We start from the raw sequence: 23,566 nt of genomic DNA, 5'->3' as shown, positions 1-23,566 counted from the left end.
GTTGCCTCGTCCAACGGCTTCTTTGCCATGGCGCGTATCTCCATTCAATCCGTTAGAGATATAACGCGCCAGCATCGAATCGGTTGTCATGTTTTATGGGAAACTCAATAAGTCCCAATCAGATGCAGCACGATATCGCGCGTCGACGGTTCACGGCGATGTTCGAATAGGTAGATCCCTTGCCACGTGCCAAGCGCTAACGCGCCTTCTTCAACCGGAATCGACAACTGCACTTGGGTCAGCGCCGTGCGCAAATGCGCAGGCATATCGTCGAGGCCCTCGGTATCGTGGTCATAGCGATGCGCATCCTCCGGCGCGATCGTCGCGAAGTAGCGTTCGATATCTCTGCGCACTGACGGGTCCGCGTTCTCCTGGATCAGCAGCGAAGCCGACGTATGCCGGCAGAAGATCGTCAGCAGCCCGACTTCGATCGCCTGCTGTGCAACAAACTCCCGCACCTGCTTCGTGATATCGACGAGTCCGCGCGTGCGCGCACGCACGTGCAGATGATGAAGCGCCTGTTGCATCAAAACCTCCACTGAAATGTCGCGCCGCTTCGCGCGGCTTGACCTTTACAGCATAGGGGGCGATGCGCACAGGCAGCAATCGCAACGCGCGCGGCGGGTCAGCCAGACAATCATTGAACCACGGGTAAACACCCGCTGAAACATCAGACATCTGATGTATATTCGGTCCGTTAGCCGACTCCCCGACACGTCCATGCGCCTGTCCGTCGAACACTCGATGAGCGAGAAAATCCAGGAATCGCTAATGGCGATGATCCGCGAGCGCTCCCTGAAGCCGGGTGACCAGATCCCCACTGAAATCGAGCTTTGCGAGCTGTTGGGGGTGGGCCGGTCGAGCCTCCGGGAAGCCGTTGCACAGATGATCTCGCATGGCTTGCTGTCACGGATCCAGGGTCGCGGCACCTTCATCAGACAAATTTCGTTGAAACTGCAAGGCGGCCTCGATGATCTGATGTCTGTCACCGACATGATCCGCAGCGTCGGCGCGATACCTTCCACATGCCGGATCCAGATCGAGCACATCCAGGCGTCCGAGAGTCTGGCCGGTAAACTGCGTTTGAAGGTCGGCGACGCATGCGTGCGTATCGAACGCGTGCGATGTGCCGACGACGCGATCGCCGCGTATTGCATCGACACGGTGCCGAAGGCCGTCTTCGACGCTGCCGGCGGCGACCTCGGCGAATCGTTGTTTGCGATGTTCGCGCGCACGGGCCGCCGCCTGTCGCACACGCATACGTCGATCCAGCCGACTATCCTGACGCCGCGCGATCTGCCGGAACTGGGCGACGGCTTTGGCCTGTTCCTGCTGCTGGATGAAGTGGATTTCGATCAAAGCGGCGAGCCGCTTTGCTATAGCAACGACTACTACAACACGAGCATCTTCAAGTTCGACCTGGTTCGCAAGAAGCGATAAACCCCGGCTAACCCCATCGGGCGAAAGCGCCGGCAAATCAGGCATTGCAGTTCAACCGTGGAGGAGACAGTCCATGGAATTTGAAGCAATGAGTTGTGACGAGCTATCGGCTTATCTGCGCAGTGTGCCAGGCGTCTATGCACTGTTGAACGAACCCGTCGAACTCGACATCGCCGAAGTCGGCGATGGCAACCTGAACTTCGTCTACTTCGCAAGCAACACGAAGGCGCCGGAGAAAAGCGTCGTCGTCAAGCAGGCGCCGCCCTTTCTGCGTCTGGTCGGCAAGACCTGGCCGCTCACGCGCCATCGGATGGAGCGGGAAGTCGCGGCATTGCGCCGGTTCGGCGCGCTTTGTCCGCAACACGTACCACGCGTCTATCACGCCGACAACGAACTTTTTCTGATGGTGATGCAGCGACTGTCGTCACATCGAATTCTTCGGCAAGGGCTCATGGATGGCATCGTCTATCCGAAGCTTGCCGGCCATCTGTCCACTTATCTCGCGCATACGCTGTTTTTCGGCTCCGACCTGTATCTCGCGCCAGACGTCAAGAAGCAGGCGGTCAGCGCCGCGATTAACAGCGAGCTATGCAAGATCACCGAAGACCTCGTGTTTACCTATCCGTTCGAGGATCACCCATCGAATGTGTACAGTGCCGCGTTTCCGCGCGCGGAGATCGAGCGGATATGGAAGTCGCCCGCGCTGCGTGTCGCGGTCGGTGAGATGAAGTGGTCGTTCATGAGCGATGCGCAAACGCTACTGCACGGCGATTTGCATACCGGTTCGATCATGGTCAACCAGGACGAGACCTATGTGATCGACCCGGAATTCGCGTTCTACGGTCCGATGGGTTTCGATATCGGCGCGGTGCTCGCCAATCTGCTGCTCGCGTATTTTTCGCGCGACTGGCATGACCGCGAGGCGCGCGCGAACGGCGGACTGCCGTATCGCGACTGGCTGCTTGAACAGGCGACGCAAATCTGGAATGGATTTGCCGATCAGTTCATCGCGCTGTGGCGTGAGCATGAGAGCCGCCGCAAAAGCTACTTTATCGGCGACGACCGCGGTGGCGCGTGTGTGGACGCGTTTCGAGCGCGCTTTATGCAGCGCCTTTTCGCGGACTCGCTCGGCTTTGCGGGCTGCAAGATGATCCGGCGCATTGTCGGCATGGCGAAAGTGGTGGACGTCACGAGCATTGCCGACGAGGCGCTGCGCGCAACGGTCGAAGTGCGGGCGCTGCGGTGCGCGCAACGATTGCTCGTCGAACGGCATGCGATTGCGGACATCGGCGAGGTTGTAGCGGTTGCGCGCGAGATTCAGGCGACACGTTACGCATAGAGCGTCGTGACGTCGCGAAAGCAAAACCGACGTTTTTTAGTTCACGCAGTCAACCGGCATCGGAGCACGCATGGTTTCCCCGTCGCCTTTTATGAATCTGCCGGCCACGCTCACGTGGAACGACGACTGTCTGCGGATTCTCGATCAGACCCGTTTGCCTCACGAGACGGTGATCGAAACATTGAGCACCGCACAGGACGTCTGGCGCGCGATTCACGAATTGCGCGTGCGCGGCGCACCGGCGATCGGTGTCGCCGCCGCATACGGCTTGTGTGTCGCGGCGCAGCGCGCACGGCATCTACCGCTCGACGCGTTTCGCAGCGTCGTGAAAGAGCAGGCCACCTATCTCGACAGTGCGCGTCCGACGGCGGTCAACCTCAGTTGGAGCCTGAAGCGCATGCTGCGCGCCGCGGACCATGCGCCCGTCATCGACACGCCCGCGCTCTACCGCGCATTGGTCGACGAAGCGACGCGGATTCATCGCGAAGACGAAGCGCTATGCGAAGGCATCGGCCAGCAGGGCCGGCCGCTTATCACCGCCGGTTGCGGCGTACTCACCCATTGCAACGCCGGCGCGCTGGCGACGACCGGTCTGGGCACCGCCACCGCGCCGATTTACGCCGCGCAGCGCGCAGGCATTGCGTTTCGGGTTTATGCGGACGAAACGCGACCACTGTTGCAAGGCGCGCGGCTCACCACGTACGAGCTGCGCGAGGCGGGCGTCGACGTCACGTTGATTACCGACAGCATGGCCGCGTCGTTGATGGCGCAACGATTGATCGATGTCGTGATCGTCGGCGCCGACCGGGTGGCGGCAAATGGCGACTTCGCGAACAAGATCGGCACGTTGAGCGTCGCGATCGCGGCGCGCTATTTCGATGTGCCGTTCTATGTCGCATGCCCGTCGTCGACGCTCGATTTCCAGACGCCAAACGGCCGCGGCATCGTCATCGAAGAGCGTCGCGATGACGAAGTCACGCATCTCGGCGGCAAGGCCATTGCGCCGGCTGGCGTCAAGGTCCGTAATCCGGCGTTCGACGTGACGCCGCACGATCTGGTCACGGGCTATATCACCGAGCGCGGCATTGTCCGCACACCGTTCGATGCCAATCTCGCCGCCCTGTTCGGAGCGGCGGCGTGAGCGGCGCGAGTCCTAACGCATCCGGCACGTCCGTCGCGCGCGAAGCCGAACTGCGCGCCGGAATCGTGCATACCGCTTGCGAAATGGAGCGCCTCGGTATCAATCAGGGCACCTCGGGCAATGTCAGTACACGTTGCGGCGAAGGTTTCCTGATTACGCCAAGCGGCGTGCCTGCTCATGCGCTGAGCGCGGATGCGATTGTGTGGCTGCCGATGGACGTCGAAGCGGATGCGTCGGTCTTCGCGCAGCACCGCCCGTCGACCGAGTGGCGTTGTCACCGCGACATTCTGCGCGCGCGTAGCGAAATAGGTGCGGTCGTGCACACGCATTCGAGCGCGGCGACTGCGATTGCGATTCATGGCAGGGACATTCCGGCGCACCACTACATGGTGGCCGCGGCCGGCGGCAATTCGATCCGCTGCGCCCCGTACGCGACGTTCGGCAGCCAGGCGCTGTCCGACTATGCGCTCGAAGCGCTCAAGGACCGCACCGCGTGCCTGCTCGCGCATCACGGCGTGATCGCAGTCGGACACGATCTGGCCCGCGCGCTGTGGCTCGCAAACGAAGTCGAAGTGCTGGCGAAGCAGTATCTGATGGCGAGTCAGCTTGGCCCGCCACCGCTACTGTCCGACGACGAAATCGCCGAAGTGGTGAAGAAGTTCAGCAACTATGGTTTGCGTCGCGGCAGCGGCAGCGACGGGTCCTGACGCGTAGCGCATTGCGCGCGTCGAACCCGTGTCTTAAGCACCGTTTCTTTTACCGCAGCGTTCGTGCGGATTTCGAGCGGCTTTTGCGTAGTTCAGAACGCCGGACCGGCCGTCCTGGCACAGCGCATACAACTTCAACAATGGAGACATTCATGGCCTGGAACGCAGCAAGATTCGATCGCTGGACTTCGTTGGGCGCGCCGATGGGCGCCGCGCTGCTGTGCGTCGCCGCCGTGTTGGGCGGCTGCTCGAAAAGCGAGTCGCCGTCGTCGGGCAGCACGGCTGCCAGCGACACGAGCGCGAGCGGCGCCGCGCTGGCGAACGCCGCACCTGCCGCGTCGGGCGGCGAAAGCGGCGGCGGCAGCGGCGGCATGAAGAAGATCGGCTTCTCCGTATCGACGCTGAACAATGCGTTCTTCGTCGGCCTGAAGCTCGGTGTCGAAAAGGGCTCGAAGACCGAAGGCTTTGAACTTGTGCAAACCAATGCGAATGGCGATGCACAGCAACAGGTCAACGATGCGATCAATCTGCTGAGCCAGGGCGTCAGCGCGCTCGTGCTGAACCCGATCGATTCGAAGGCCATTATTCCGGCCGTGCAGAAGGCGAATCAGATGGGTGTGCCGGTCTTTACGCTCGATCGCGGCGCTGACGGCGGCAAGGTGACGTCGTTTGTTGCGTCGGATAACGTCGCGCTCGGTGCAACCGGGGCGAAGTGGATCGTCGAGCAGATGAAGACACGCTACGGCTCGCCGAAGGGCAATGTGGTCGATCTGATCGGCCTCGTCGGCACGACCGCCGCCGCCGATCGCGAAAAGGGCTTTAGCGACGAAATCGCGAAGTACCCGGACATCAAGGTCGTCGCGCGTCAGGAAGGCGGGTTCGATCAGGAGAAGTCGTTGAACGCGATGACCAACATCCTGCAGAAATTCCCGCAAATCGACGCGGTGTTCGGTGCGAACGACGACAACACAGTCGGCGCCGAAAAGGCGATCGACAACGCGGGCCGCTACAAGCCGCTCGGCGACAAGGAGCGCATTCTGGTAATCGGCGCGGACGGCACCGCGCAGGCGCTCTCCGCGATTCGCAACGGCAAGCAGGACGCGACGATCTCGCAGAATCCGATCCAGATGGCGGCGAAGTCGCTGAGCTTCATTTCGGACTACGTCGCGAAGAAGCCGGTGCCGGAAAACTACGCATGGCCGACGCTGTTGATCGACAAGTCGAATATCGACTCCGACGAGGTGAAGAAGTACGGGCTGTGGTCGCTGCAAGTCAGCCAGTAAGCGGCAGTGTCACGACGGCACGTGTGCCGACGCAGCGCGCGCACGTGCTTTAACGCAGGACGAAATCATTCATGAACGGCGCAACGAGTTCGCAGCATCAGGCCGCTGCCCGCGCTCAACAGCGTGCGGGCGGCGTGCCGCCGTTGCTGCATATGGAAGGCATCGTCAAGAGCTTTCCCGGTGTGAAGGCGCTGCGCGGCGTGAGTCTAACGCTGCATGCGGCGCGTGTGATGGCGATCGTCGGCGAAAACGGCGCGGGCAAGTCGTCATTGATCAAAACGCTGTCCGGCGCCTACGAGCCGGACGAAGGCACGATCGAAATCAACGGCGTGCCGCTTGCACGTGGAACGCATGCGGCAATCGATGCGGGCGTCGCGGTGATTTATCAGGAACTGTCGCTCGTCAACGATATGACGGTGGCCGAAAACCTGTTCCTTGGCCGGATGCCGGCAAGCGGCGGTTTTGTGAACCGGCGCGCCGCGGATCGTCGCGCGCGTGAGGCGCTTGCGCAAGTCGGGCTCGACGCTGTGTCGCCTTCGATGCGTCTAGGCGATCTGCCGCTTAATCAACGACAACTCGTCGAAGTCGCGAAGGCGCTTGCGCGCAACGCACGCATCCTCGTGATGGATGAGCCGACCGCGGCGCTTCAGCATGACGATATTGCGAACCTCTATCGGGTGGTGCGGCGCTTGCGCGAGGCCGGCATGGGGATCATCTTTATCTCGCACCATCTGGAAGAGGTTTTCGAACTCGCGGACTCGGCGGTCGTGATGCGTGACGGTGCAACCGTCGATGCCCGGCCGATCGCGCAATGGACCGAACAGGACCTGGTGCAGGCGATGGTCGCGCGCAATCTCGATTCGTTCTATCCGTGGCAGCCGCGCGACTACGGCCCGGTTGTGCTCGATGTGCGCGATCTCGCGAGCCCGCCGATTGTGCGGCATGCGAGTTTCAGCGTGCGCGCGGGCGAGATCGTCGGGATCGCGGGCATCGCCGGGGCCGGGCGCACCGAATTGCTGAAGGCGATTTTCGGCGCGCGGAAGGTCACGCAAGGCGAAATCCAGGTGCGCGGCCGCCAGGTCGATCTCCGCTCGCCCGCGGCCGGCGTACGCGCGGGCCTCGTCTATACAGCGGAGGACCGCAAGCTCGAAGGACTCGTGCTGGATGCGAGCATCGAAGAAAACGTCGCGCTATCGAGCCTGAAGGCGCTCGCCACCGGCGGCTTCGTACGCAGCGCGCGCAAACGGAAGCTTGCGCAACAGGCCAGCGCGCGTTTCGCGGTACGCGCGCCGTCGGTCGCATCGATCACCGGCAATCTGTCGGGCGGCAACCAGCAGAAGGTGATTCTTGGCCGCGCGACCGCGACCAGCCCTGCGGTGATCATGCTCGATGAGCCGACGCGCGGCATCGACGTCGGCGCGAAAACCGAGATCTACGCGCACATGATCGCGATGGCGCGTGCGGGCGCCGCGGTTGTGATGGTGAGTTCCGAGCTGCCGGAACTGCTTGGCATGTCCGACCGCGTGCTCGTGATGTACCGCGGCCGGATCGTCACCGAACTGCCGCGTGATAGGGCGGATTCGGAGACGGTGATTCAGTGGGCGACGACAGGAGTAGGCGCATGAATTCGACGGCAGCCAAAGAGACGGATGCACAAGCGTGGTCGAGCCGCGTGATCCGGCAATTGCGCAGCGGCATCGGGCCGCTGTTCGCGGCACTCGTGATGATCTGCATTGTGTTGTCGTTTGCGTCGCCGGAGTTTCTGACGACCAGCACGCTCACCAACATCATGGTGCAGGTATCGGTAGTCGGCATTGCGGCGGTCGGCGGCACGTTCGTGATCATCACCTCCGGCATCGACCTGTCGGTCGGTTCGCTCGTTGCGTTGACCGGCATGGTGGCGGCGACGCTGATGGCCGGTTCGACGCCGGACAACGTGGGGCTTGGGCTGGCAGGCCTCGCGATCGCGCTGGCGGTCGGCGCGGGCGTCGGCGCGTTGAACGGTTTCGCGGTCGCGTGGCTGCGCCTCGTGCCGTTTATCGTCACGCTCGCGATGATGGCCATGGCGCGCGGTCTCACGCTCGCGATCTCCGATGGCCGCACCAAGTTCGATTTTCCGAATGCATTCACTGCGTTCGGGGCGAAATCGATCGCCGGATTGCCGATGCCGATGCTCGTCATGCTCGTCGTGTTCGTGATCGGCCACGTGCTGTTACGCAAGACGACGTTCGGCCATCAGGTGTTCGCGGTCGGCGGCAATCGCGAAGCAGCGCGTCTAGCCGGCATTCCTGTGCAGCGCGTGATGTTCATCACCTACACGCTCGCGGGCGTGACGGCGGCGATCGCCGGCATCGTACTCGCCGGGCGCCTGAACTCGGCGTTGCCGTCCGCCGCGAACGGCCTCGAACTGCAAGTGATCGCGGGCATCGTGATTGGCGGCACGTCGCTCGCGGGCGGGCGCGGCTCGATCGTCGGCACCTTTATCGGCGTCGTGCTGATCGGCGTGATCAACGTCGGGCTGTCGCTGCTCGGCGTGAACCCGTTCTGGACGCAATTCATTCAAGGCGGCGTGATTTTCGCCGCGGTCATGCTCGATGCGTTGAGCCAACGGCGCAAGAACTGAGCCATTTTTTCAAGGCAGATCATCCCAGGAGAAACGCGTGAAGAAGATCATCAATCAGCCGGACCAATTCGTCGACGAAATCATCGAATCGTTGTTCGTCGCGCATCCCGGCTGGATCAAGCCCGTCACCGCCGACCACCGCGCACTGGTGCGCGCCGACGCGCCGAGGGCGGGCCAGGTCGGCATCGTCACGGGCGGCGGCTCAGGCCATCTGCCCGGGTTTCTCGGCTACGTCGGACAGGGGTTATGCAGCGGCGTCGCGGTCGGCAACGTGTTTTCGTCGCCGTCGGCCGAACAGATTTTCGAAGCGACGAAGGCGGTGAACGGCGGCCCGGGCGTGCTGTACGTGTACGGCAACTATGGTGGCGATGTGCTCAACTTCGATCTCGCGGCGGACCTCGCCGAGGCCGAAGGCATCGATGTCAAGACCGTCGTGCTGACCGACGATGTCGCGTCGGCGCCGCCTGAGCGCGCGAGCGACCGGCGCGGCGTCGCGGGGATGGTGTTCGCCTTCAAATGCGCGGGCGCCGCGGCCGAACGCGGCGATTCGCTCGCAGAAGTCGCACGCATTACCGCACAGGCGAACGGCGCATGCCGGACGATGGGCGTCGGTCTATCGCCGACCATCCTGCCGGCGGCCGGCAAGCCGACGTTCATGCTGCCCGAAGGTCAGATGGAAATCGGCATCGGCATTCACGGCGAGCCGGGCACGCATCGGGGCGCGCTGGAAAGCGCCGATGCGATCGCGGACCGTTTGACGGGGGCGATCCTGCGCGACCTCGCCGCGCCGAAAGGCGCGCGCGTCGCGGTGCTGATCAACGGGCTTGGCGCGACACCGCTCGAAGAGCTGTATCTGCTGTATCGGCGTACCGCGAAGGTGATCGGCGACCATGGCCTCACGATCGCGCGCTCGTACGTCGGCGAATATGTGACGAGCCTCGAAATGGCGGGCGCGTCGATCACGGTGATGCAGCTCGATGCGGAACTCGAAGCGTTGCTTGCCGCGCCCGCGCGTTCGCCATTCTTTCGCGACTGGCGGCTGGCCTGATTGAGGAGGTCTTCATGAGTGTTTCCAGCAACGAACTGCGCGACGTGGTCAGCCGCGCGCTCGACGCGCTGCCCGCGCATACCGACGAGTTGCGGGATCTCGACGCGGCGCTCGGTGACGGCGATCTCGGCATTACGGTGCAGTCGGGTTCGAAGGCGGTCGTGGCCGCATGGGCGGCGTTGCCTGCGAACGCGTCGGTCGCCGATCTGCTGCTTGCCGCGGGCAAGGCGTTTTCCACTGCGAATCCGTCGACGTTTGCCGCGCTGATCGGCGGCGGTTTGCTTGCCGCCGCGAAGACCGCGGCGGGCAAAGAGACCGTCGGCCGCGATGAGGCGCTCGCGATCGGCCGCGCGGTGGCGGCGCGCATTGTCGAACGCGGCAAGAGCAAAGTCGGCGACAAGACCGTGCTCGATGCGCTGGTGCCGAGCCTCGACGTGCTCGAAGCGTCGCAGGGGGACGCCGATGCATTGCTCAGCGCGATGATCGGCAAGGCCAAGGAGCAGGTCGACGCGACGGCTGCGTTGCAGTCACAGAAGGGTCGCGCCGCGTGGGTGCAGGCGCGCAGTATCGGCCATCCCGACCCGGGCGCTACCGCTTATTTGCGGTTTCTCGAGAAGCTGCGCGACGTGCTGGCCGTGCGTTGACGAGCTCGTACGGTGCGTGCGCGTGGGCCTTAAAGGCACAGGACCGTTTCGGTGCGGGCTTTAACGGGGGCGTGCGGTTACGAAATGGCCAAGCGGCGAGTTCAGGTAGTTTTGCTTCGGATTACGTTGACTCGCGCGGATGAAGCACGCCTCATCGATCTATGCTTACCATGCATCAATGAATCAAATAAAGTGATTTGTTTCATTTAGGTATAAACCCTATAGTAGAAGGCATCGGCCTTTCCGACACTTTCCGCCATGTCTTTCGAAATCGTCCACGAGCCTTCGCCGTCGCCGCGCCCTGTCAGGTCGGTGGTGCGCCTTGGCGTGGTCACGGTTGCGACGGGTGTCGGCGCAGGATTGGGCGGCATGCTGCTCGCGTTGCTGCTGCATGCGATCCAGCACGTCGCGTACGGCTACAGCCTCGACAAGCTCGTCGATACACAAAGCTTCCTGCAAGGCGTGAGCGAAGCGTCGTCGTTGCGCCGTGTCATCGTGATGGTGGTCTGCGGCGTGATCGCGGGCTTCGGCTGGTGGGCGCTCAAGCGCTTCGGGCGGCCGCTCGTCAGTATCTCGAAGACATTGGCGTCGCCGGACGCGCCGATGCCTGCTCGCACCACGCTCGTGCATGCGTTGCTGCAAATCGTCACGGTTGCGCTGGGCTCGCCGCTTGGGCGTGAAGTCGCGCCACGCGAGGTCGGCGCCGTGATCGCCGGCTGGCTCGCGAAGGTCGCGGGGCTGACGCCCGGCGAACTCCGTCTGCTGGTCGCATGCGGCGCCGGCGCGGGTCTCGCGGCCGTGTACAACGTGCCGCTCGGCGGCGCGGTGTTCGTGCTCGAAGTGCTGCTCGGCACGTTAAATGTAACCGTGGTGGCGATGGCGCTTGCTGCCTCGGTTATTGCCGCGTTGACTGCGCGCATCGGCCTGGGCAACGAGACGCAGTACGTCGTGCCTGCGCTGGCCGACAGCACAAGCCTTATCGTCTGGGCCGTCATCATCGGCCCGATTCTGGGCGTCGCGGCGTACGGCTTCAGATGGATCACGAAGAAGGCTTCCGCGGCGGCGCCGCGCGGCGGTTGGCAATTGCCGGTGTTCAGCATGCTGAACTTCACGCTGATCGGCTTGCTCGCGATCGGCTTTCCACAATTGCTCGGCAACGGTAAGAGCGCCGCGCAGCTTGGCTTCGATAGCCATCTGACCATCGGTCTTGCCGCCGCGCTGCTGGTGCTGAAAGTGGTGATCACGACGAGCAGCCTGCGGGTCGGCGCGTACGGTGGCGTGCTCACGCCGAGCCTCGCAATTGGCGCGCTGGCCGGCATCGTGCTCGGTGGTCTGTGCAGTCTGTTTGGCGTCGGCCTTCCGAGCGGCGCGTTCGCACTGGTCGGCGGGGCAGCGTTTCTCGCGTCGTCGATGAATATGCCGATTACCGCGGTCGTGCTGATCGCGGAGTTCACGCATATCGGCTACGGCATGCTCGTGCCGATTGTGCTTGCGGTCGCGGGGTCGATCACCGCGAACCGGCTGTGCAAGACGCTTGCGGGCAAGTCTCAGCCGGCCGCTCGTGCGCAGCGCGCGCCTTTGTAGCGGTTGTCTGGCGACGCACGACACGCTTCGCGTGGCTTGCTTGCGGCCATGCGGACGCATGCGCGGAGGGCGCGCAGCGGCTGCCGGGTACATCCATTGCTGCTTGATCCGCTCCTGCCAGTTTTCCTGGAGCGCACGATGTCCCCGACCAAACCGGGTAGTGGCGACGACGACACGCCGCATGACCCATCCGAAATGTCCCCCACCGAAACGTCGAAGCCGATTGGCGCCGCGATTCCGACGCCGGTTGAGCCCGGTCTCGATCAGCCGCTGCCCGAAAAGGGCCAACCGCCCGCGAAGGACGATCAGTCCCCGCGCGACGCCGCCCATCCGGGCGGTGGTGAATCGGACCCGTCGAAAGGGATACCCGCGTCCGGACCGTCCGACGCTGCGCTGCGCGAGCGGATCCGCCCGGCCGGCAGTGGAATATGGGCGTCGAAGCGCTGACGCGCGCCGCGTGAGCAGAGAGGGCTGCTTGCGCGCCGGCTGACGTCGGGACACGTCAGAAGCATTCGAACGTGATTTCGACCGATTCGTTGTCGACGCCTCGCACACCGTTCGTATGCACCGAAATAGCGTGCATGCGCTTGTTCTGGTCACGGCAGTAAGCGGTCGCGTGCTTCAACCCTGCGTTGCGGATGCTGTTCCACGATGCGAAGCTGTTGCGCGCACGGCTTGTGATCATCAACGAGCCGTTCGACCGTACCTCCACATTCGACACCGCCGTGCAGGCAGTCAGCACGCTCACACCAGCGAGCAGCAGGCGTTTCTTCATATCCCCCCCAAGGTTCGCGCATTGTGAGGGCGCGGCGGATCGGCGGCAATAGGGACAAAGGCCCAAGCACAAACCTTCACAACGGCGAAACGGCCCATGCGCGACGTGCAACGGCGAGGTGTTGCGACGCGCCGTTGGCCATCATCATACTGGCACATGGTCGTGCCCCGGGTCGGTGATGCCGCGGCGAGCGTCGCACGGCGTCAGTGCGCGGTCGCGCGACTACTGCGCGTATCTTTTTTGGATCGTCAGGAGAACCATATGAATGGCTAGGCGCGTCAAGCGTGGCACATTGCACAGCGCGCGTTATACCGTCTCGATCGGGCAACGCGGGGTCGAAAGCGTTGCGGGCGAAGTGACCCTGTCGTAGGCATTCCCGGCGTAAGATCGGGCTCACCATCCGCGATCAAACTTCAGGCGCACACCATTGGGGGAGATCATGCTGGCCTGTTTCGAGACCTATGAGCAAACAACGTCCCGCTTCGAGTGGCGAATTCCGGAGGAATACAACATCGGCGTCGATGCGTGCGACAAGTGGGCCGACGGGAGTGGCCGTGTTGCGCTCGTATGCGAATCGCAGGATGGGCGCATCGCGCGCTATACATTCGACGAGTTAAAGCGCTGGTCGGACGGCTTTGCGCACGCGCTGCGACGCGACGGTGTGCAAAAGGCAGACCGCATTGGCATCTTCATGTCGCAATCGGTCGAGACGGCGATCGCACATCTCGCTGTCTATAAGTGCGGTGCAATCGCGGTGCCGCTGTTTGCATTGTTCGGGCCCGATGCGTTGCAGTACCGTCTTGCCGATAGCGGCGCGGTCGCGCTGGTCACTGATCCAGCTGGCTTGCAAAAGATCGGGCCATTGCGCGATACGTTGCCTGATTTGCGCGTCGTCTACTGCGTCGATAACGAACCCGACCGGATGGCGCATGCGCACGCGCACCAGCGAACCGCGCAACGCGACGCGCATGTCGACGCGGCGGAACAGGAAAAGAGCGCTGCAACCATGGCCCCGGTCGTCGCTGCCACCGGTGACGTGCGCCCATTCTGGACAACGATGAGTTCGGAATCCGAACCTTTTGATGTGCCGGCCACGTCGGCGGATGACCCGGCCGTGATCATCTATACATCGGGCACGACGGGCAAGCCGAAGGGCGCACTGCACGCGCATCGGGTACTGCTCGGGCATCTGCCTGGCGTGGAGATGTCGCAAGGATTCTTTCCGGTCGGCGCGAAGCTGATGTGGACGCCCGCGGACTGGGCGTGGATCGGCGGCCTGTTCGACGTGCTGTTGCCGTCATTGCATCACGGCATCGCGGTGCTCGCGCGGCGCTTCGAAAAATTCGACCCGCAGGCCGCGTTCGACCTGATGCAGCGACACGAAGTCACGCATGCGTTCTTACCGCCGACCGCGTTGAAAATGATGCGTACGGTCGAGCATCCGCAGCGTTGGCGCTTCGCGTTGCGTGCGGTTGCAAGCGGCGGCGAGTCGCTTGGCGCGGAACTGATCGAATGGGGCGAGCGCGTGTTTGGCGTGACGATCAATGAGTTTTACGGGCAGACCGAGTGCAACGTCGTGCTATCGTCCTGCGCGACGCTCTTTGCACCACGCGCCGGTTGGATCGGCAAGGCGGCGCCTGGCCACCAGGTGGCCATCGTCGACGAAACGGGCCGGCCGGTGCCCGCGGGCACGCAAGGCGATATCGCGGTGCGCGTGCCGGACCCCGTGATGTTCATCGGCTATTGGTGCAATGACGCGGCGACCCGCGACAAATACCGCGGCGAGTGGCTCGTGACCGGTGATACCGGTGTTGCGGACGACGAAGGGTTCATTCGTTTCGTCGGCCGCGATGACGACGTGATCACGAGCGCTTCATACCGGATCGGGCCTGCGCCGATCGAGGATTGTCTGCTGCGTCATCCGGCCGTGCGCATGGCAGCGGTGGTCGGCACGCCAGACCCTGAACGTACGCAGACGGTCACCGCATTCATCGTGTTGAACAGCGGCTACGCGCCGGACGATACGCTGCGTGCTGACTTGCAGCAGCATGTGAAGACCCGGCTCGCCGCGCACGAATATCCGCGCATCATTCATTTTGTCGACGATCTGCCGCTTACCGCGACAGGCAAGATGATCAGGCGCGAACTGCGTGAATACGCGGCGCGTATGGCGTTCGCAACACCGCCGGACAATGCTGTTCCGTGAAGTGCGGATACTTGATTGAAGCCATACAAAGTGTCGACATATTGTGGGCATCATTTTTTCACTTGAGCTATACTCAACCCCGCGCAGCTTGTAAATTCGGCTTGTTGGGCGGAGTTCGTTAAGAAGATGTAGATGTTTGCATTTTTAACTTGACTATAGCTCAACCAGCCTCTGATTTGTTCGGGTGAGGCTAGATGACTTCAGGGACCGATAAGGATCGCAAAAAATCGTGTGCGGCAACGATACTGGACGCTACTGACCGCAAACTATTGGCGTTGTTATCGGAAGACGCACGCCTCACGTACGCCGAACTCGGCAAACGCCTGCATCTGTCCGCGCCCGCGGTGCATGAACGAGCAAAGCGTTTGCGGCAGGACGGCGTCGTCAAGGCAACCGTCGTCACGATGGATGCCGCAAAACTCGGACGGCCCCTTCTTGCATTCGTGCATGTCGATACGACCAGCTGGATGGTGACCCGCCAACTGCTGCAACTCGAAGAGCTGCCGGACATCGAGGAAATTCATACCGTCACCGGCGAAAGCGCAATGCTGCTGAAAGTGCGCACGCGCGATACGCAGAGTCTCGAACGTCTGCTCGAACGCATTCATTCCATTGAAGGCTTTGCTGGCACGCGCAGTTACATTGCGTTGACTACCTATCTTGAACGGGGCCCGAGCCCGTGCGTGTGAGCGTGCAACGCGCGGATCGGTGCACGACCCGTGTTGTGTGCGAGCGCCTGCAAGGCCACATGCTATTGATCGACACGTTTAAGCGACGCGGCGACCTCGTTGCGGAATTGTCGAAGGCGCCGTAACTCGTCGCCGTTCGGCGCGATCGCCTTCATGATGAACTGGGTCACGTCGGCGGCAATCGCGGGGATGTCCGGCGCGCTATCACTCTCAATATTGCGCCATAGGATGTGTTCCATCATGCCGAACAGCATGTCGCGCACCATCGACAGACGGATATCCGGATCGAGCTCGCCGGCAGCCTGCGCGTCGTGCAGCGCGATCATGAAGCTCGCCAGATAACGTCGTTTCAGGCCGGCAAGATCTTCGGAGAATTCGCCGTGCACCGCGCGTCCTTCACTGAGAACCAGCGCGCAAAAGCCTTTGGTGTCCTGCAGCAGATAGCTCAGGTGCCGCGTCACCACGTATTCGATCTTGCTGCGCAAGCCTTCTGCGCGAGGAAAGCCCTCTTCCATTTGCGCGGTAATCGTGGTGTACCACGTGTACAGCAATTCCTGGCAAAGCTCACGCTTGCTGCCGAAGTACGTGAAGATCGTTGCCTCGGAGATGTTCAGGCGGCGCGCAATCTCAGCAGTCGTGCCGCGGTCGAAGCCCTGTTCTCCAAATACGACTTGAGCCGTATTCAGGATGTCGACTACACGTTGTTCCGAACGAGCGCCAAGTATCTTCGCCGCCAGTTTTGGGCTGGTGAATTTAGGCGATAGAACCACGAAACCCCCAGAAAATCGAGATTTGATTATTACTCAGGTTCGCGGAATGCTGCAAGTCCAAAACAAAACGTTATAAGGCAATAGGCATACGGTGCCACACGAAGTTCGATGCCTCACCGTTGGCTGGCGCGCGGGCGCTGCGCGACAGGACGCGTGAAGCCGGCTCAGCGCTGCGCAGCCAGCAGGTTCGCGTGTCGTGCGACGACCCATCCGCCGTCGGCTTCCTTGCGCAGTGAAGTTTGCAAATTGCTTTCGCTTGTAGGCCGCGCGGCTCAATGCGGCTTGAGCGTCGATCGATCATTGATGTGAATGGAGGCTCATGTTCAGGCAGGCAATCGGCCGATGCGTGGCGGATATTACACAGTCCTTGCTGAAACCCGTTGCCAACTCAACTAAGATAACCGTGTTCCTTCATAGGAGTCCCTTTGTCCAATTCGTCTTCGGAACGTCGACGGCCGAAGCAGGCCAGAGCGTCATTCGCACTCGATAGCATTCTCGAGGCCGCCGCTCGCACTCTCGAAGTACAGGGCAAATCAGGACTGACGACCCAGCGCGTGGCCGACACGGCAGGCTTCAGCATCGGTGCGCTCTATCAGTATTTCCCAAACAAGGAAGGCCTGATCGAGGCGCTGGCGCGGCGTGAGCTGGACCGGCTCATCGACCTGATGACGAATGCGCTCGCAGACCCGGCGCCGTTCGGCATGGGCATCAACGCGCGCCGGATGATCCGTGCGGTCGCCGCGTTTATTGGCGACCGGCCGCGCCTCTATGGCATCCTGCGCGCCGAATGGAGCGACGCGCCGGCCGACTCGCCGATCGGCGAAGGCATGCGGCGTTACTTCAATCTGATCTCGAACACGTTGCATAACGAAAGCCCCGAGCTCGGCAAACGGATTGCCGGCGACGAAGCCCGCTTCGTGCTGTTCCGTGCGATCTCCGGCGTACTGCTTGCGACCGCGCTCGAGCGGCCCGAATATCTCAGCACGCGCAGCTTTGAAGACGAGATGGTGCGGCTCATCCTTGGGTTTGTCAGCCACGATCTGCCGTCACGCATCGCGGAAGGAGAAATCGCCGTGGCCGGCGACAGCGCTGACGGCTATTCGCCGCGGGTATGAAGTAACCGCTTGCGCCCGGCGATAAGTTCTGAGGATTTCTCGCATACGGCGCAAGGCTCTTGCTCGACCTTTTGCGCCGGTGTCATATTGTCGGTCCGAGGGCAGCACAGCATGCCTGCCTATTCTTTCCACCTCATATAAGAAAGCTTGTCGGACGCGCCTGGCGATCGTATAGCTGTCACAAAACGCTTGGCCGTTACGGGGAAGGCCATGAACCACTACCAACTAGAAACGGATCTTCAGCATCTCGAGCAGGTGCTCGCGCGTATTTCTCTGAATGATCGAATTCCGCTTTCTTACTGGCGCAAGCGTGTGGACAGCCTGACGTCCGTCGCGTCCGTGCCGTCCCAACGCAGCCGGGTACAAAAGCTTAACGCAGCATTGCGTGCGCTTGAGGAGCGTGCGCAAGCCTGAGCGCGCGGTGCTTTTTTCTGCGGTCGCGCGCACCTTTCGGTTGTCCGAATCGTCGTAGCCCGAATCGTGAGAAGCCCGGCGCGGGCGATCACGCAACTATTTCAATTACCTTCGCAAGGCTTGCAAAGTGTGCGGCCGCCCGCGCCGGATAGTGCAGTGCAACGCGCCGATGGTCAGCGTCGGACGACGCCCATCAGCAGCGTCACGAGGAAGATCACGATAAAGATAAAGAACAGCACCTTGGCGATCTCCGCGGCGCCAGCCGCTATGCCGCCGAAGCCAAACACGGCCGCGATGATGGCGATCACGAAGAAGATGGCAGCGTATCGAAGCATGGGGTCCTCCCATCGATGAGTGGCTGAAGGTCTGAATGGTTGGAGTCACGGCAGCCGTCGCCGCGCTTGCGCGGCACGTCGCCGCCTCCAGCCGAGCAACTGTTGTGCCTATCGTCCCGACTATTTTAGTCATTTTTTCCGGATACTTTTTACCGGATTACCAACCGGTAAAAAGTCACAGCGCATCGATTATCGTTCTGGATGCAAATTCAGGTTTAACGTTTGCGCGTCTTTATTGATAAGACTTAATAAGCTCCGCCCGTTTCATTTCGAACCTTTTGTGCGGGTTTACTTGCACGGGAGACGCTCTTCTTTTGCCCGAAACGCGTTAAAATGCGCGCCGATTCAGGGAATAGCGCTTCGTGACGTCCGTTCGTTGCTGGTCTGTGGTTCGATGCGGAAAATGCGCGTCGTAAAGAAAACCGGTGCGGTGGAATCCGATTCAAGAAGTCGCATAAACCGTCGATAAGCAGGTAATTAGACGGTCCGGTTAAAAGCAATAAGCGAACGGATACCCTTCATGTCAACGGAGATTCATACGGAGGCGGCGACGCTGCTTTGCGCGGTCGAGCGTCGGCTGGCTTCGGTGTCGCGGCGCGCCGCACGGTGGACGTTTGCACTGGCGCTGCTGGGCGCAAGCGTGGCGCCGTGCGCGGCCCATGCGCAAGCGCGGACGCCGGCGGCGACGCCCCAACAGCAGACGACCGACCCGCGCGATGCCGGTTCGCTTCAGCCAAAGGCTTCGGTCAACATCGCATTCTTCGACGGCCCGCATCCTCCGGTCGACCTGCTGCAGGCGTTCGATGCCGTCGTCACCGATCCCGCGAGCGGATTCGAGCCCAGCGCGCATCCGCTTGCGCATACCGTGTGGATCGCACGCACGCATCCAGGGAGCGGCGAAATCTCGTCGTTCGTTTCGCAGCAGATCGAGGCGCTATGGCAGCGCGGCTATCGCGGCTTTTTACTCGATACACCCGGGGCGATCGCTGCGCTCGATGCGATTCACTTGGCCCATCCCGACGCGCGCCTGATGGTCGGCGGCGATGATGCATTGCGTACAGCGCTGCCGCACGCGGCAGCGCTGTACGCCGTGGTCGGACCGTCGCTCGTGCGGGGCGTTGCGCCGGACGGCGCGCGACCGTTCGAGGTGGCCGCCGCCGAGCGCGCGGCGCGCATCGACGCGGCGCGTTCGTTCATGCAGCGCACCGGCGTGCCGGTGATATCCATCGAGCTGTGTCCCGGCGACGACCGCGCGTGCGCGCGCACGACCGCGGCGCAGGTCGTCGCGAGCGGCGTCACGCCTTACGTGACGAACGCCGCGCGCAATGTGGTCGGCATCGGCGCGATCGAGGTCTTGCCGCGGCGCATCCTGATCGTGCAGGACCGCGCCCCCGATGTTCCCCTTGACGAGACGCTGGGCGTGCGCGATGCGGCAACGCCGCTCAACTATCTCGGCTATGACGTCGAATACGCGGACGTGAACGACACGTTACCTGACGATGTGACGCCAGACCGCTATGCCGGCGTCGTCGTCTGGCTCGAGGGCGACGACCCGCGCGACGGCGCCGCATGGCGCGGGTGGATCGACGCGCGCATCGCCGCGCACGTGCCGGTCGCGTTCATCGGACAGTTCGGTTTTGACGCGGCCGGGGATGAGGGACCGGCGCTCGATCTGCAGCCCGTCGCGGGGCCGTTTTCCGGTCCGGTCAGCATCGTGTCGCGTGACCCGATCATCGGCTTCGAGGCGCAACCCAGGCTCGGGCCGCGCGACCTGACCGGCGTGCGAGTGGGCGCGGCAAGCCGGACGCTGTTGCGGGTGAAGTCCGGTGACGCGACGCTCGATCCGGTCGCGATCACGCCGTGGGGCGGCTACGCGCTCAGTCCTTATACGGTCGTGTCGCTGAACGGCATCGGCCAGCAGCGCTGGGCGATCCAGCCGATCCGCTTCTTTGCCGACGCGCTGCGCCTGACGCCGATGCCCGCACCGAGCGTGACCACCGAGAATGGCCGCCGTCTTCTGATGACGCACGTCGACGGTGACGGCTTCGCGTCGCGCGCGGAATTTCCCGGCCCCGACTATTCGGGCGAAGCACTGTACGAGCAGATCTTCACGCGCTACAAGGTGCCGATGACGCTGTCGGTGATCGAAGGCGAGGTCGGCCCGCAAGGCCTCTATCCGCAGATCTCGCCGCGCCTTGAGACCATCGCGCGCAAGATGTTTGCGTTGCCGTATGTCGCGATCGGTACGCACACCTATTCGCATCCGTTCCAATGGGCCGATGTCGACGCGCAGACGGGCGAACGCGTCGACCGCGGCGGCGGCGACGCTGCGTTCTCGCTGAATATTCCGAACTACAAGTTCAACGTCGACCGCGAGATCACGGGTTCGATCGACTACATCAATACACGCCTCGCGCCGCCGGGCAAAAAGACGACGGTCCTGCAATGGCCCGGCGACTGCGAACCGCCGGCGCTCATCGTGCGCAAGGTGTACGCGGCGGGCGTCGACAACATCAACGGCGGCGACACGATGATCACGAAGAGCGCGAACAGCTGGACGAGCATCGCGCCGATCGGCGTCGCGAAAGGGCCGGGCGCGTATCAGGTGTACGCGCCGGACCAGGACGAGAACGTTTATACGAACGACTGGCGCGGACCGTTTTACGGCTTCACGCGCGTGCTCGAGACGTTCGACATGACCGAGCGGCCGCTGCGCTTCAAGCCGATCGATATCTACTACCACATGTACAGCGGCACCAAGGTCGCGTCGCTGCGCGCGCTCGACCAGGTGTTTTCGACGGTGCTCAAGCAGCCGGTCTTGCCGGTGCAGATCACCGATTACGCGCACAAGGTGCTCGACTGGCGCGGCTTCGCGGTCGCGCGCGAAGTGCGCGGGGCAAACGCGCCCGCGGATGCCGCCGTGAGCCCGGCAGACCCGGCAGCCGTTACAGGAGGCGCATGGATCGTGCGCGGCAATGGCGAGGTGCGCGAGCTGCATTGGCCAGGCGCGAACGCGCCGGACCTGCGCGCATCGCGCGGCGTGACCGGTTATGCGGCGGGGCCGGACGGCACGTATATCCACATCGTGGACGGTGACGCACGCGTCGTGTTCGATGCGACGAGCAACGCGTCGGCTGGCGCCATGCCTTATATCGCGCAGGCGAACGGTTTCGTGCGCCGCTTCACGCGTGACGCGCATCGCATGTCGTTCGAGTTCGGCGGCTACTACCAGCCGTTTGTCGAGCTCGCGAACGCGCAGCGTTGCAGCGTGAGCGTGGCCGGCCGTCCGGTGGCCGCCCGGCGCGACGGGGCGCAGTTGCGCTTCGATACGTCGCCGGCCGCCGGTCTGGACATTCCCTATCAGCCCGTCGAGGTCGACTGTGGCGGCTGACGTGGGGAGCAAGCGCCCCCGCATCGCTTCGACAGGATTGGTGCTGACGCTGGTTGGGGTCCTGCTCGCGGCGATGGTCGCGATCTCGCCGCGCGGCGGGATGCGCGAGCGCATTGCGTCGGTGGGCGCGCCGAGCGAGCTCTCCGTCGCGTATCTCGAAGCATGGTCGCGCGTGCGACCAGACAACGAGGAGTTCCTGTCGCTGCTCGGCGCGCAGTATATGTATCTGGGCCGCACAGATGACGCGCAGCGCATCGCCGGCAGGATGGACGCGCTTCATACCGATGATATGCGGCGCGCCGCGACGATGCTGCGCCTTGCGGTGGCCGAGCAGCGCACGTTCGCGCTGGCGGAGACCGACCCGCGCCGTGCCGCTGCGCTTGCCGATTTGCGCGAGCGATTGACCATGGCAGCGCGCGACGAATGGGCGCCGCGCGACCTCGAAGCGCTTGCGCGGCGCGCGGCAGCGGCTGGCCTGCCGCGGCTCGCGATAGATCTCTACACGCGCTTGTCCGAGCACGATCCGAAAGGGCGCAACGAGTGGGACACGCAGATCGCACGCTACGCGCTGCAGGTCGGCGACTACCGGGCGGCAGCTAACGCGTGGTTTCGCCGGCAGGCGGCTGCGCAAACGCGCGACGAACAGCGCCGGTGCTTTCTCGAGGGCATCCACGCGCTGCAGTCGGGCAATCTGCCCGACGACGCGCTGGCGGCAGCCGACGCGCATCTGGGCACGCTCGCCAATGATCCTGCCACCCTCGTCGTGCTGCTGAACCTCGCGCGCGCGGCGAACCGTCGGGATGCCGTCGACCGCTATGCGCGGATGCTGGCGCCCTATGCGCAGGCGCAGCCCGTCGAACGGCACGACGCGCGTGCGTTTGCGTACGCCGGATCGGGTGTCGAGCTGACGGCTGCGTATGCGCAATACGCACGGTCCATGCCGCGCACGCGCTTCGCGTATCGGGATGGTCCGGTCGTGTGGCCGGCGGCGGCGCGCGCAGCGTTGAGCGCCCGCGGCGGTGCGCGTCTGATGCGCGTCGCGCTGGCGGCGCAACTCGCATCGTCAGCGGCGTCGCCAGTCGAATCGAAACCCGATGTGGCCGATGTCGTCTTCAACGCATTCATTGAATCCGGCGATCTGGCGAGCGCCGAAAAGATCGCCGCGCAGCAGGTGCAGCGCGACCCGCATTCGGTGCTGTGGGTTAAACGCCTCGCGCAGACCGCCGAATGGAATCGCGACCCGTCGCGCGCGCTAAAGTCGTGGCTCGACTACGCACAACTGTCGGACGACCCGGTCGGCTGGCAAAACGTGCTGCGCATTGCCCCTATGCTCGATGACGACGAAGCGTATCTGACCGCGCTGATCCATCAGGCGCGCGCGACGCCCGGCGATCTGAAGCTCGTCGACAACGTGACCGCGACCTTTGAGCGCCTCGGCCGTCCCGACGACGGTCTTGCGTTCCTGCGTTCGCTGCCGCGCGGTGCGAATGCGGATGCGCTCGATCAGCGCATCGGCGCGCTGGCCGAGCGCGCGGGCCATGACGAGCAGGCGCTGGCCGCCTATCGCGCGGTGCAGGCGCGTCGCCCGAACGACGCGAACGCGGCGCTGCGCACCGCGAGCGTGCTGTATCGGGCGGGCGACTATAGTGCGTCGTTTGCGGCATTGAAGCGCGCGCGTGCCGGCGCGCGCGACGCCGACGAGGATTTCTGGCGCAACTACGCAGAGCTCGCGCGGCTGCTGCAACGGGACGACGACGCCAATGACGCGTATCGGCACCTGCTCGCCAGCGGCGCGGCAACACCCGAAGAACTCGGCGAGATGACGTACTTCTACGATCCCTATCCGATCGACGCGGGACGCGTTGCCGAGCTGCGCTACCGGCGCGATTCCGCGCCGCGCGCGCTGCAGGATGCGATCGTCTATTACACCAATGCGCAGGCCTACGACCGGGTTGCCGCGTTGCTGGCGAGCCTCACGTCCGACCAGCAGCGCGCCGCGCAAGCCTCGCCGGGTGTGCTGGCCGCGCGTGCCGAATACGAACGTCTGACCGACCGGCCATCC

At 63.4% G+C, this 23,566-nt stretch carries 22 protein-coding genes; 18 read left to right on the top strand and 4 right to left on the bottom strand.

Annotated elements, in window-relative coordinates; translation table 11 throughout:
* Positions 1 to 104: 104 nt before the first annotated feature.
* Positions 105 to 527, bottom strand: a complete 423-nt coding sequence (locus HV796_RS35070) for a secondary thiamine-phosphate synthase enzyme YjbQ (RefSeq protein WP_175232470.1) — start codon at positions 525 to 527, stop codon at positions 105 to 107.
* A 217-nt stretch (positions 528 to 744) separates the two neighbouring features.
* On the opposite strand from HV796_RS35070, the gene HV796_RS35065 reads away from it, so the two are divergent.
* The 11 genes from HV796_RS35065 to HV796_RS35015 all read left to right on the top strand — a co-directional run bounded on the left by HV796_RS35065 (position 745) and on the right by HV796_RS35015 (position 12,256).
* Entirely contained in the window at positions 745 to 1,440 is a 696-nt protein-coding gene (locus tag HV796_RS35065; RefSeq protein ID WP_246356204.1) for a GntR family transcriptional regulator, read from the top strand.
* A gap of 73 nt (positions 1,441 to 1,513) precedes the next feature.
* Positions 1,514 to 2,779 (top strand): S-methyl-5-thioribose kinase, encoded by a 1,266-nt coding sequence (gene mtnK / locus HV796_RS35060; protein ID WP_175232468.1) that lies wholly within the window; start codon positions 1,514 to 1,516, stop codon positions 2,777 to 2,779.
* 70 nt (positions 2,780 to 2,849) lie between these two features.
* Complete coding sequence (gene mtnA, locus HV796_RS35055) at positions 2,850 to 3,920, top strand: S-methyl-5-thioribose-1-phosphate isomerase (RefSeq protein ID WP_175232467.1); 1,071 nt, start codon at positions 2,850 to 2,852, stop codon at positions 3,918 to 3,920.
* A complete protein-coding gene (locus HV796_RS35050) occupies positions 3,917 to 4,627 on the top strand; it encodes a class II aldolase/adducin family protein (RefSeq protein ID WP_281369945.1) in 711 nt (236 codons plus the stop codon). The genes mtnA and HV796_RS35050 overlap by 4 nt, the downstream gene beginning before the upstream one ends.
* Before the next feature lie 152 nt (positions 4,628 to 4,779).
* The gene (locus tag HV796_RS35045) at positions 4,780 to 5,910 is read left to right on the top strand and encodes a sugar ABC transporter substrate-binding protein (protein ID WP_175232466.1); all 1,131 of its coding nucleotides are present in this window, start codon (positions 4,780 to 4,782) and stop codon (positions 5,908 to 5,910) included.
* A gap of 71 nt (positions 5,911 to 5,981) precedes the next feature.
* On the top strand, positions 5,982 to 7,535 hold the full coding sequence (locus HV796_RS35040) for a sugar ABC transporter ATP-binding protein (RefSeq protein WP_175232465.1): 1,554 nt from the start codon (positions 5,982 to 5,984) through the stop codon (positions 7,533 to 7,535).
* Complete coding sequence (locus HV796_RS35035; protein ID WP_175232464.1) at positions 7,532 to 8,533, top strand: ABC transporter permease; 1,002 nt, start codon at positions 7,532 to 7,534, stop codon at positions 8,531 to 8,533. Before HV796_RS35040 ends, HV796_RS35035 begins: the two co-directional genes overlap by 4 nt.
* A gap of 37 nt (positions 8,534 to 8,570) precedes the next feature.
* A complete protein-coding gene (locus HV796_RS35030; protein WP_175232463.1) occupies positions 8,571 to 9,581 on the top strand; it encodes a dihydroxyacetone kinase subunit DhaK in 1,011 nt (336 codons plus the stop codon).
* A gap of 14 nt (positions 9,582 to 9,595) precedes the next feature.
* Entirely contained in the window at positions 9,596 to 10,225 is a 630-nt protein-coding gene (locus HV796_RS35025) for a DAK2 domain-containing protein (RefSeq protein WP_175232462.1), read from the top strand.
* A gap of 258 nt (positions 10,226 to 10,483) precedes the next feature.
* The gene (locus tag HV796_RS35020; RefSeq protein ID WP_175232461.1) at positions 10,484 to 11,809 is read left to right on the top strand and encodes a chloride channel protein; all 1,326 of its coding nucleotides are present in this window, start codon (positions 10,484 to 10,486) and stop codon (positions 11,807 to 11,809) included.
* A gap of 195 nt (positions 11,810 to 12,004) precedes the next feature.
* On the top strand, positions 12,005 to 12,256 hold the full coding sequence (locus HV796_RS35015) for a hypothetical protein (RefSeq protein ID WP_246356205.1): 252 nt from the start codon (positions 12,005 to 12,007) through the stop codon (positions 12,254 to 12,256).
* Between the two features lie 55 nt (positions 12,257 to 12,311).
* Here the strand turns inward: HV796_RS35015 and HV796_RS35010 are convergent, their stop codons facing one another.
* Positions 12,312 to 12,584 carry a hypothetical protein gene (locus tag HV796_RS35010; RefSeq protein ID WP_175232459.1) on the bottom strand — a complete coding sequence of 91 codons (273 nt, stop codon included), beginning with the start codon at positions 12,582 to 12,584 and terminating at the stop codon, positions 12,312 to 12,314.
* 439 nt (positions 12,585 to 13,023) lie between these two features.
* On the opposite strand from HV796_RS35010, the gene HV796_RS35005 reads away from it, so the two are divergent.
* Together HV796_RS35005 and HV796_RS35000 are read left to right on the top strand one after the other, a co-directional pair.
* On the top strand, positions 13,024 to 14,790 hold the full coding sequence (locus HV796_RS35005; protein ID WP_175232458.1) for an acyl-CoA synthetase: 1,767 nt from the start codon (positions 13,024 to 13,026) through the stop codon (positions 14,788 to 14,790).
* 194 nt (positions 14,791 to 14,984) lie between these two features.
* Positions 14,985 to 15,479 (top strand): Lrp/AsnC family transcriptional regulator, encoded by a 495-nt coding sequence (locus HV796_RS35000; protein ID WP_175232457.1) that lies wholly within the window; start codon positions 14,985 to 14,987, stop codon positions 15,477 to 15,479.
* A gap of 62 nt (positions 15,480 to 15,541) precedes the next feature.
* Here HV796_RS35000 and HV796_RS34995 read toward each other — a convergent pair whose 3' ends face one another.
* The gene (locus tag HV796_RS34995; RefSeq protein ID WP_175232456.1) at positions 15,542 to 16,249 is read right to left on the bottom strand and encodes a TetR/AcrR family transcriptional regulator; all 708 of its coding nucleotides are present in this window, start codon (positions 16,247 to 16,249) and stop codon (positions 15,542 to 15,544) included.
* Between the two features lie 425 nt (positions 16,250 to 16,674).
* Between HV796_RS34995 and HV796_RS34990 the strand changes: the two genes are divergently transcribed.
* Positions 16,675 to 17,364: a TetR/AcrR family transcriptional regulator gene (locus tag HV796_RS34990; protein WP_175232455.1), complete on the top strand. Its 690-nt coding sequence runs from the start codon at positions 16,675 to 16,677 to the stop codon at positions 17,362 to 17,364.
* A 210-nt stretch (positions 17,365 to 17,574) separates the two neighbouring features.
* A complete protein-coding gene (locus HV796_RS34985; RefSeq protein ID WP_175232454.1) occupies positions 17,575 to 17,778 on the top strand; it encodes a hypothetical protein in 204 nt (67 codons plus the stop codon).
* A gap of 173 nt (positions 17,779 to 17,951) precedes the next feature.
* Here HV796_RS34985 and HV796_RS34980 read toward each other — a convergent pair whose 3' ends face one another.
* Positions 17,952 to 18,113, bottom strand: a complete 162-nt coding sequence (locus HV796_RS34980) for a DUF1328 domain-containing protein (protein WP_133649474.1) — start codon at positions 18,111 to 18,113, stop codon at positions 17,952 to 17,954.
* A 35-nt stretch (positions 18,114 to 18,148) separates the two neighbouring features.
* On the opposite strand from HV796_RS34980, the gene HV796_RS43510 reads away from it, so the two are divergent.
* The 3 genes from HV796_RS43510 to HV796_RS34970 all read left to right on the top strand — a co-directional run.
* Positions 18,149 to 18,352: a hypothetical protein gene (locus HV796_RS43510; protein WP_217478086.1), complete on the top strand. Its 204-nt coding sequence runs from the start codon at positions 18,149 to 18,151 to the stop codon at positions 18,350 to 18,352.
* A 281-nt stretch (positions 18,353 to 18,633) separates the two neighbouring features.
* A complete protein-coding gene (locus HV796_RS34975) occupies positions 18,634 to 21,504 on the top strand; it encodes a sugar ABC transporter (protein ID WP_246356203.1) in 2,871 nt (956 codons plus the stop codon).
* Positions 21,505 to 21,544: 40 nt separating this feature from the next.
* Positions 21,545 to 23,566: tetratricopeptide repeat protein (locus HV796_RS34970; protein ID WP_246356202.1), on the top strand; the 2,022-nt coding region annotated here is incomplete at its 3' end.

The sequence above is a fragment of the Paraburkholderia humisilvae genome (assembly GCF_902859855.1).
GTDB lineage: Bacteria > Pseudomonadota > Gammaproteobacteria > Burkholderiales > Burkholderiaceae > Paraburkholderia > Paraburkholderia humisilvae.
This window is presented reverse-complemented; position numbering and strand designations above follow the sequence as displayed.

Bases quoted from the DNA above. Each gene is read 5' to 3' on its own strand.
- HV796_RS35070 (WP_175232470.1), bottom strand. From the start codon at position 527: ATGCAACAGGCGCTTCATCATCTGCACGTGCGTGCGCGCACGCGCGGA.
- HV796_RS35065 (WP_246356204.1), top strand. From the start codon at position 745: ATGAGCGAGAAAATCCAGGAATCGCTAATGGCGATGATCCGCGAGCGC.
- mtnK (WP_175232468.1), top strand. From the start codon at position 1,514: ATGGAATTTGAAGCAATGAGTTGTGACGAGCTATCGGCTTATCTGCGC.
- mtnA (WP_175232467.1), top strand. From the start codon at position 2,850: ATGGTTTCCCCGTCGCCTTTTATGAATCTGCCGGCCACGCTCACGTGG.
- HV796_RS35045 (WP_175232466.1), top strand. From the start codon at position 4,780: ATGGCCTGGAACGCAGCAAGATTCGATCGCTGGACTTCGTTGGGCGCG.
- HV796_RS35040 (WP_175232465.1), top strand. From the start codon at position 5,982: ATGAACGGCGCAACGAGTTCGCAGCATCAGGCCGCTGCCCGCGCTCAA.
- HV796_RS35035 (WP_175232464.1), top strand. From the start codon at position 7,532: ATGAATTCGACGGCAGCCAAAGAGACGGATGCACAAGCGTGGTCGAGC.
- HV796_RS35025 (WP_175232462.1), top strand. From the start codon at position 9,596: ATGAGTGTTTCCAGCAACGAACTGCGCGACGTGGTCAGCCGCGCGCTC.
- HV796_RS35020 (WP_175232461.1), top strand. From the start codon at position 10,484: ATGTCTTTCGAAATCGTCCACGAGCCTTCGCCGTCGCCGCGCCCTGTC.
- HV796_RS35015 (WP_246356205.1), top strand. From the start codon at position 12,005: ATGTCCCCCACCGAAACGTCGAAGCCGATTGGCGCCGCGATTCCGACG.
- HV796_RS35010 (WP_175232459.1), bottom strand. From the start codon at position 12,584: ATGAAGAAACGCCTGCTGCTCGCTGGTGTGAGCGTGCTGACTGCCTGC.
- HV796_RS35005 (WP_175232458.1), top strand. From the start codon at position 13,024: ATGCTGGCCTGTTTCGAGACCTATGAGCAAACAACGTCCCGCTTCGAG.
- HV796_RS35000 (WP_175232457.1), top strand. From the start codon at position 14,985: ATGACTTCAGGGACCGATAAGGATCGCAAAAAATCGTGTGCGGCAACG.
- HV796_RS34985 (WP_175232454.1), top strand. From the start codon at position 17,575: ATGAACCACTACCAACTAGAAACGGATCTTCAGCATCTCGAGCAGGTG.
- HV796_RS34980 (WP_133649474.1), bottom strand. From the start codon at position 18,113: ATGCTTCGATACGCTGCCATCTTCTTCGTGATCGCCATCATCGCGGCC.
- HV796_RS43510 (WP_217478086.1), top strand. From the start codon at position 18,149: ATGGTTGGAGTCACGGCAGCCGTCGCCGCGCTTGCGCGGCACGTCGCC.
- HV796_RS34975 (WP_246356203.1), top strand. From the start codon at position 18,634: ATGTCAACGGAGATTCATACGGAGGCGGCGACGCTGCTTTGCGCGGTC.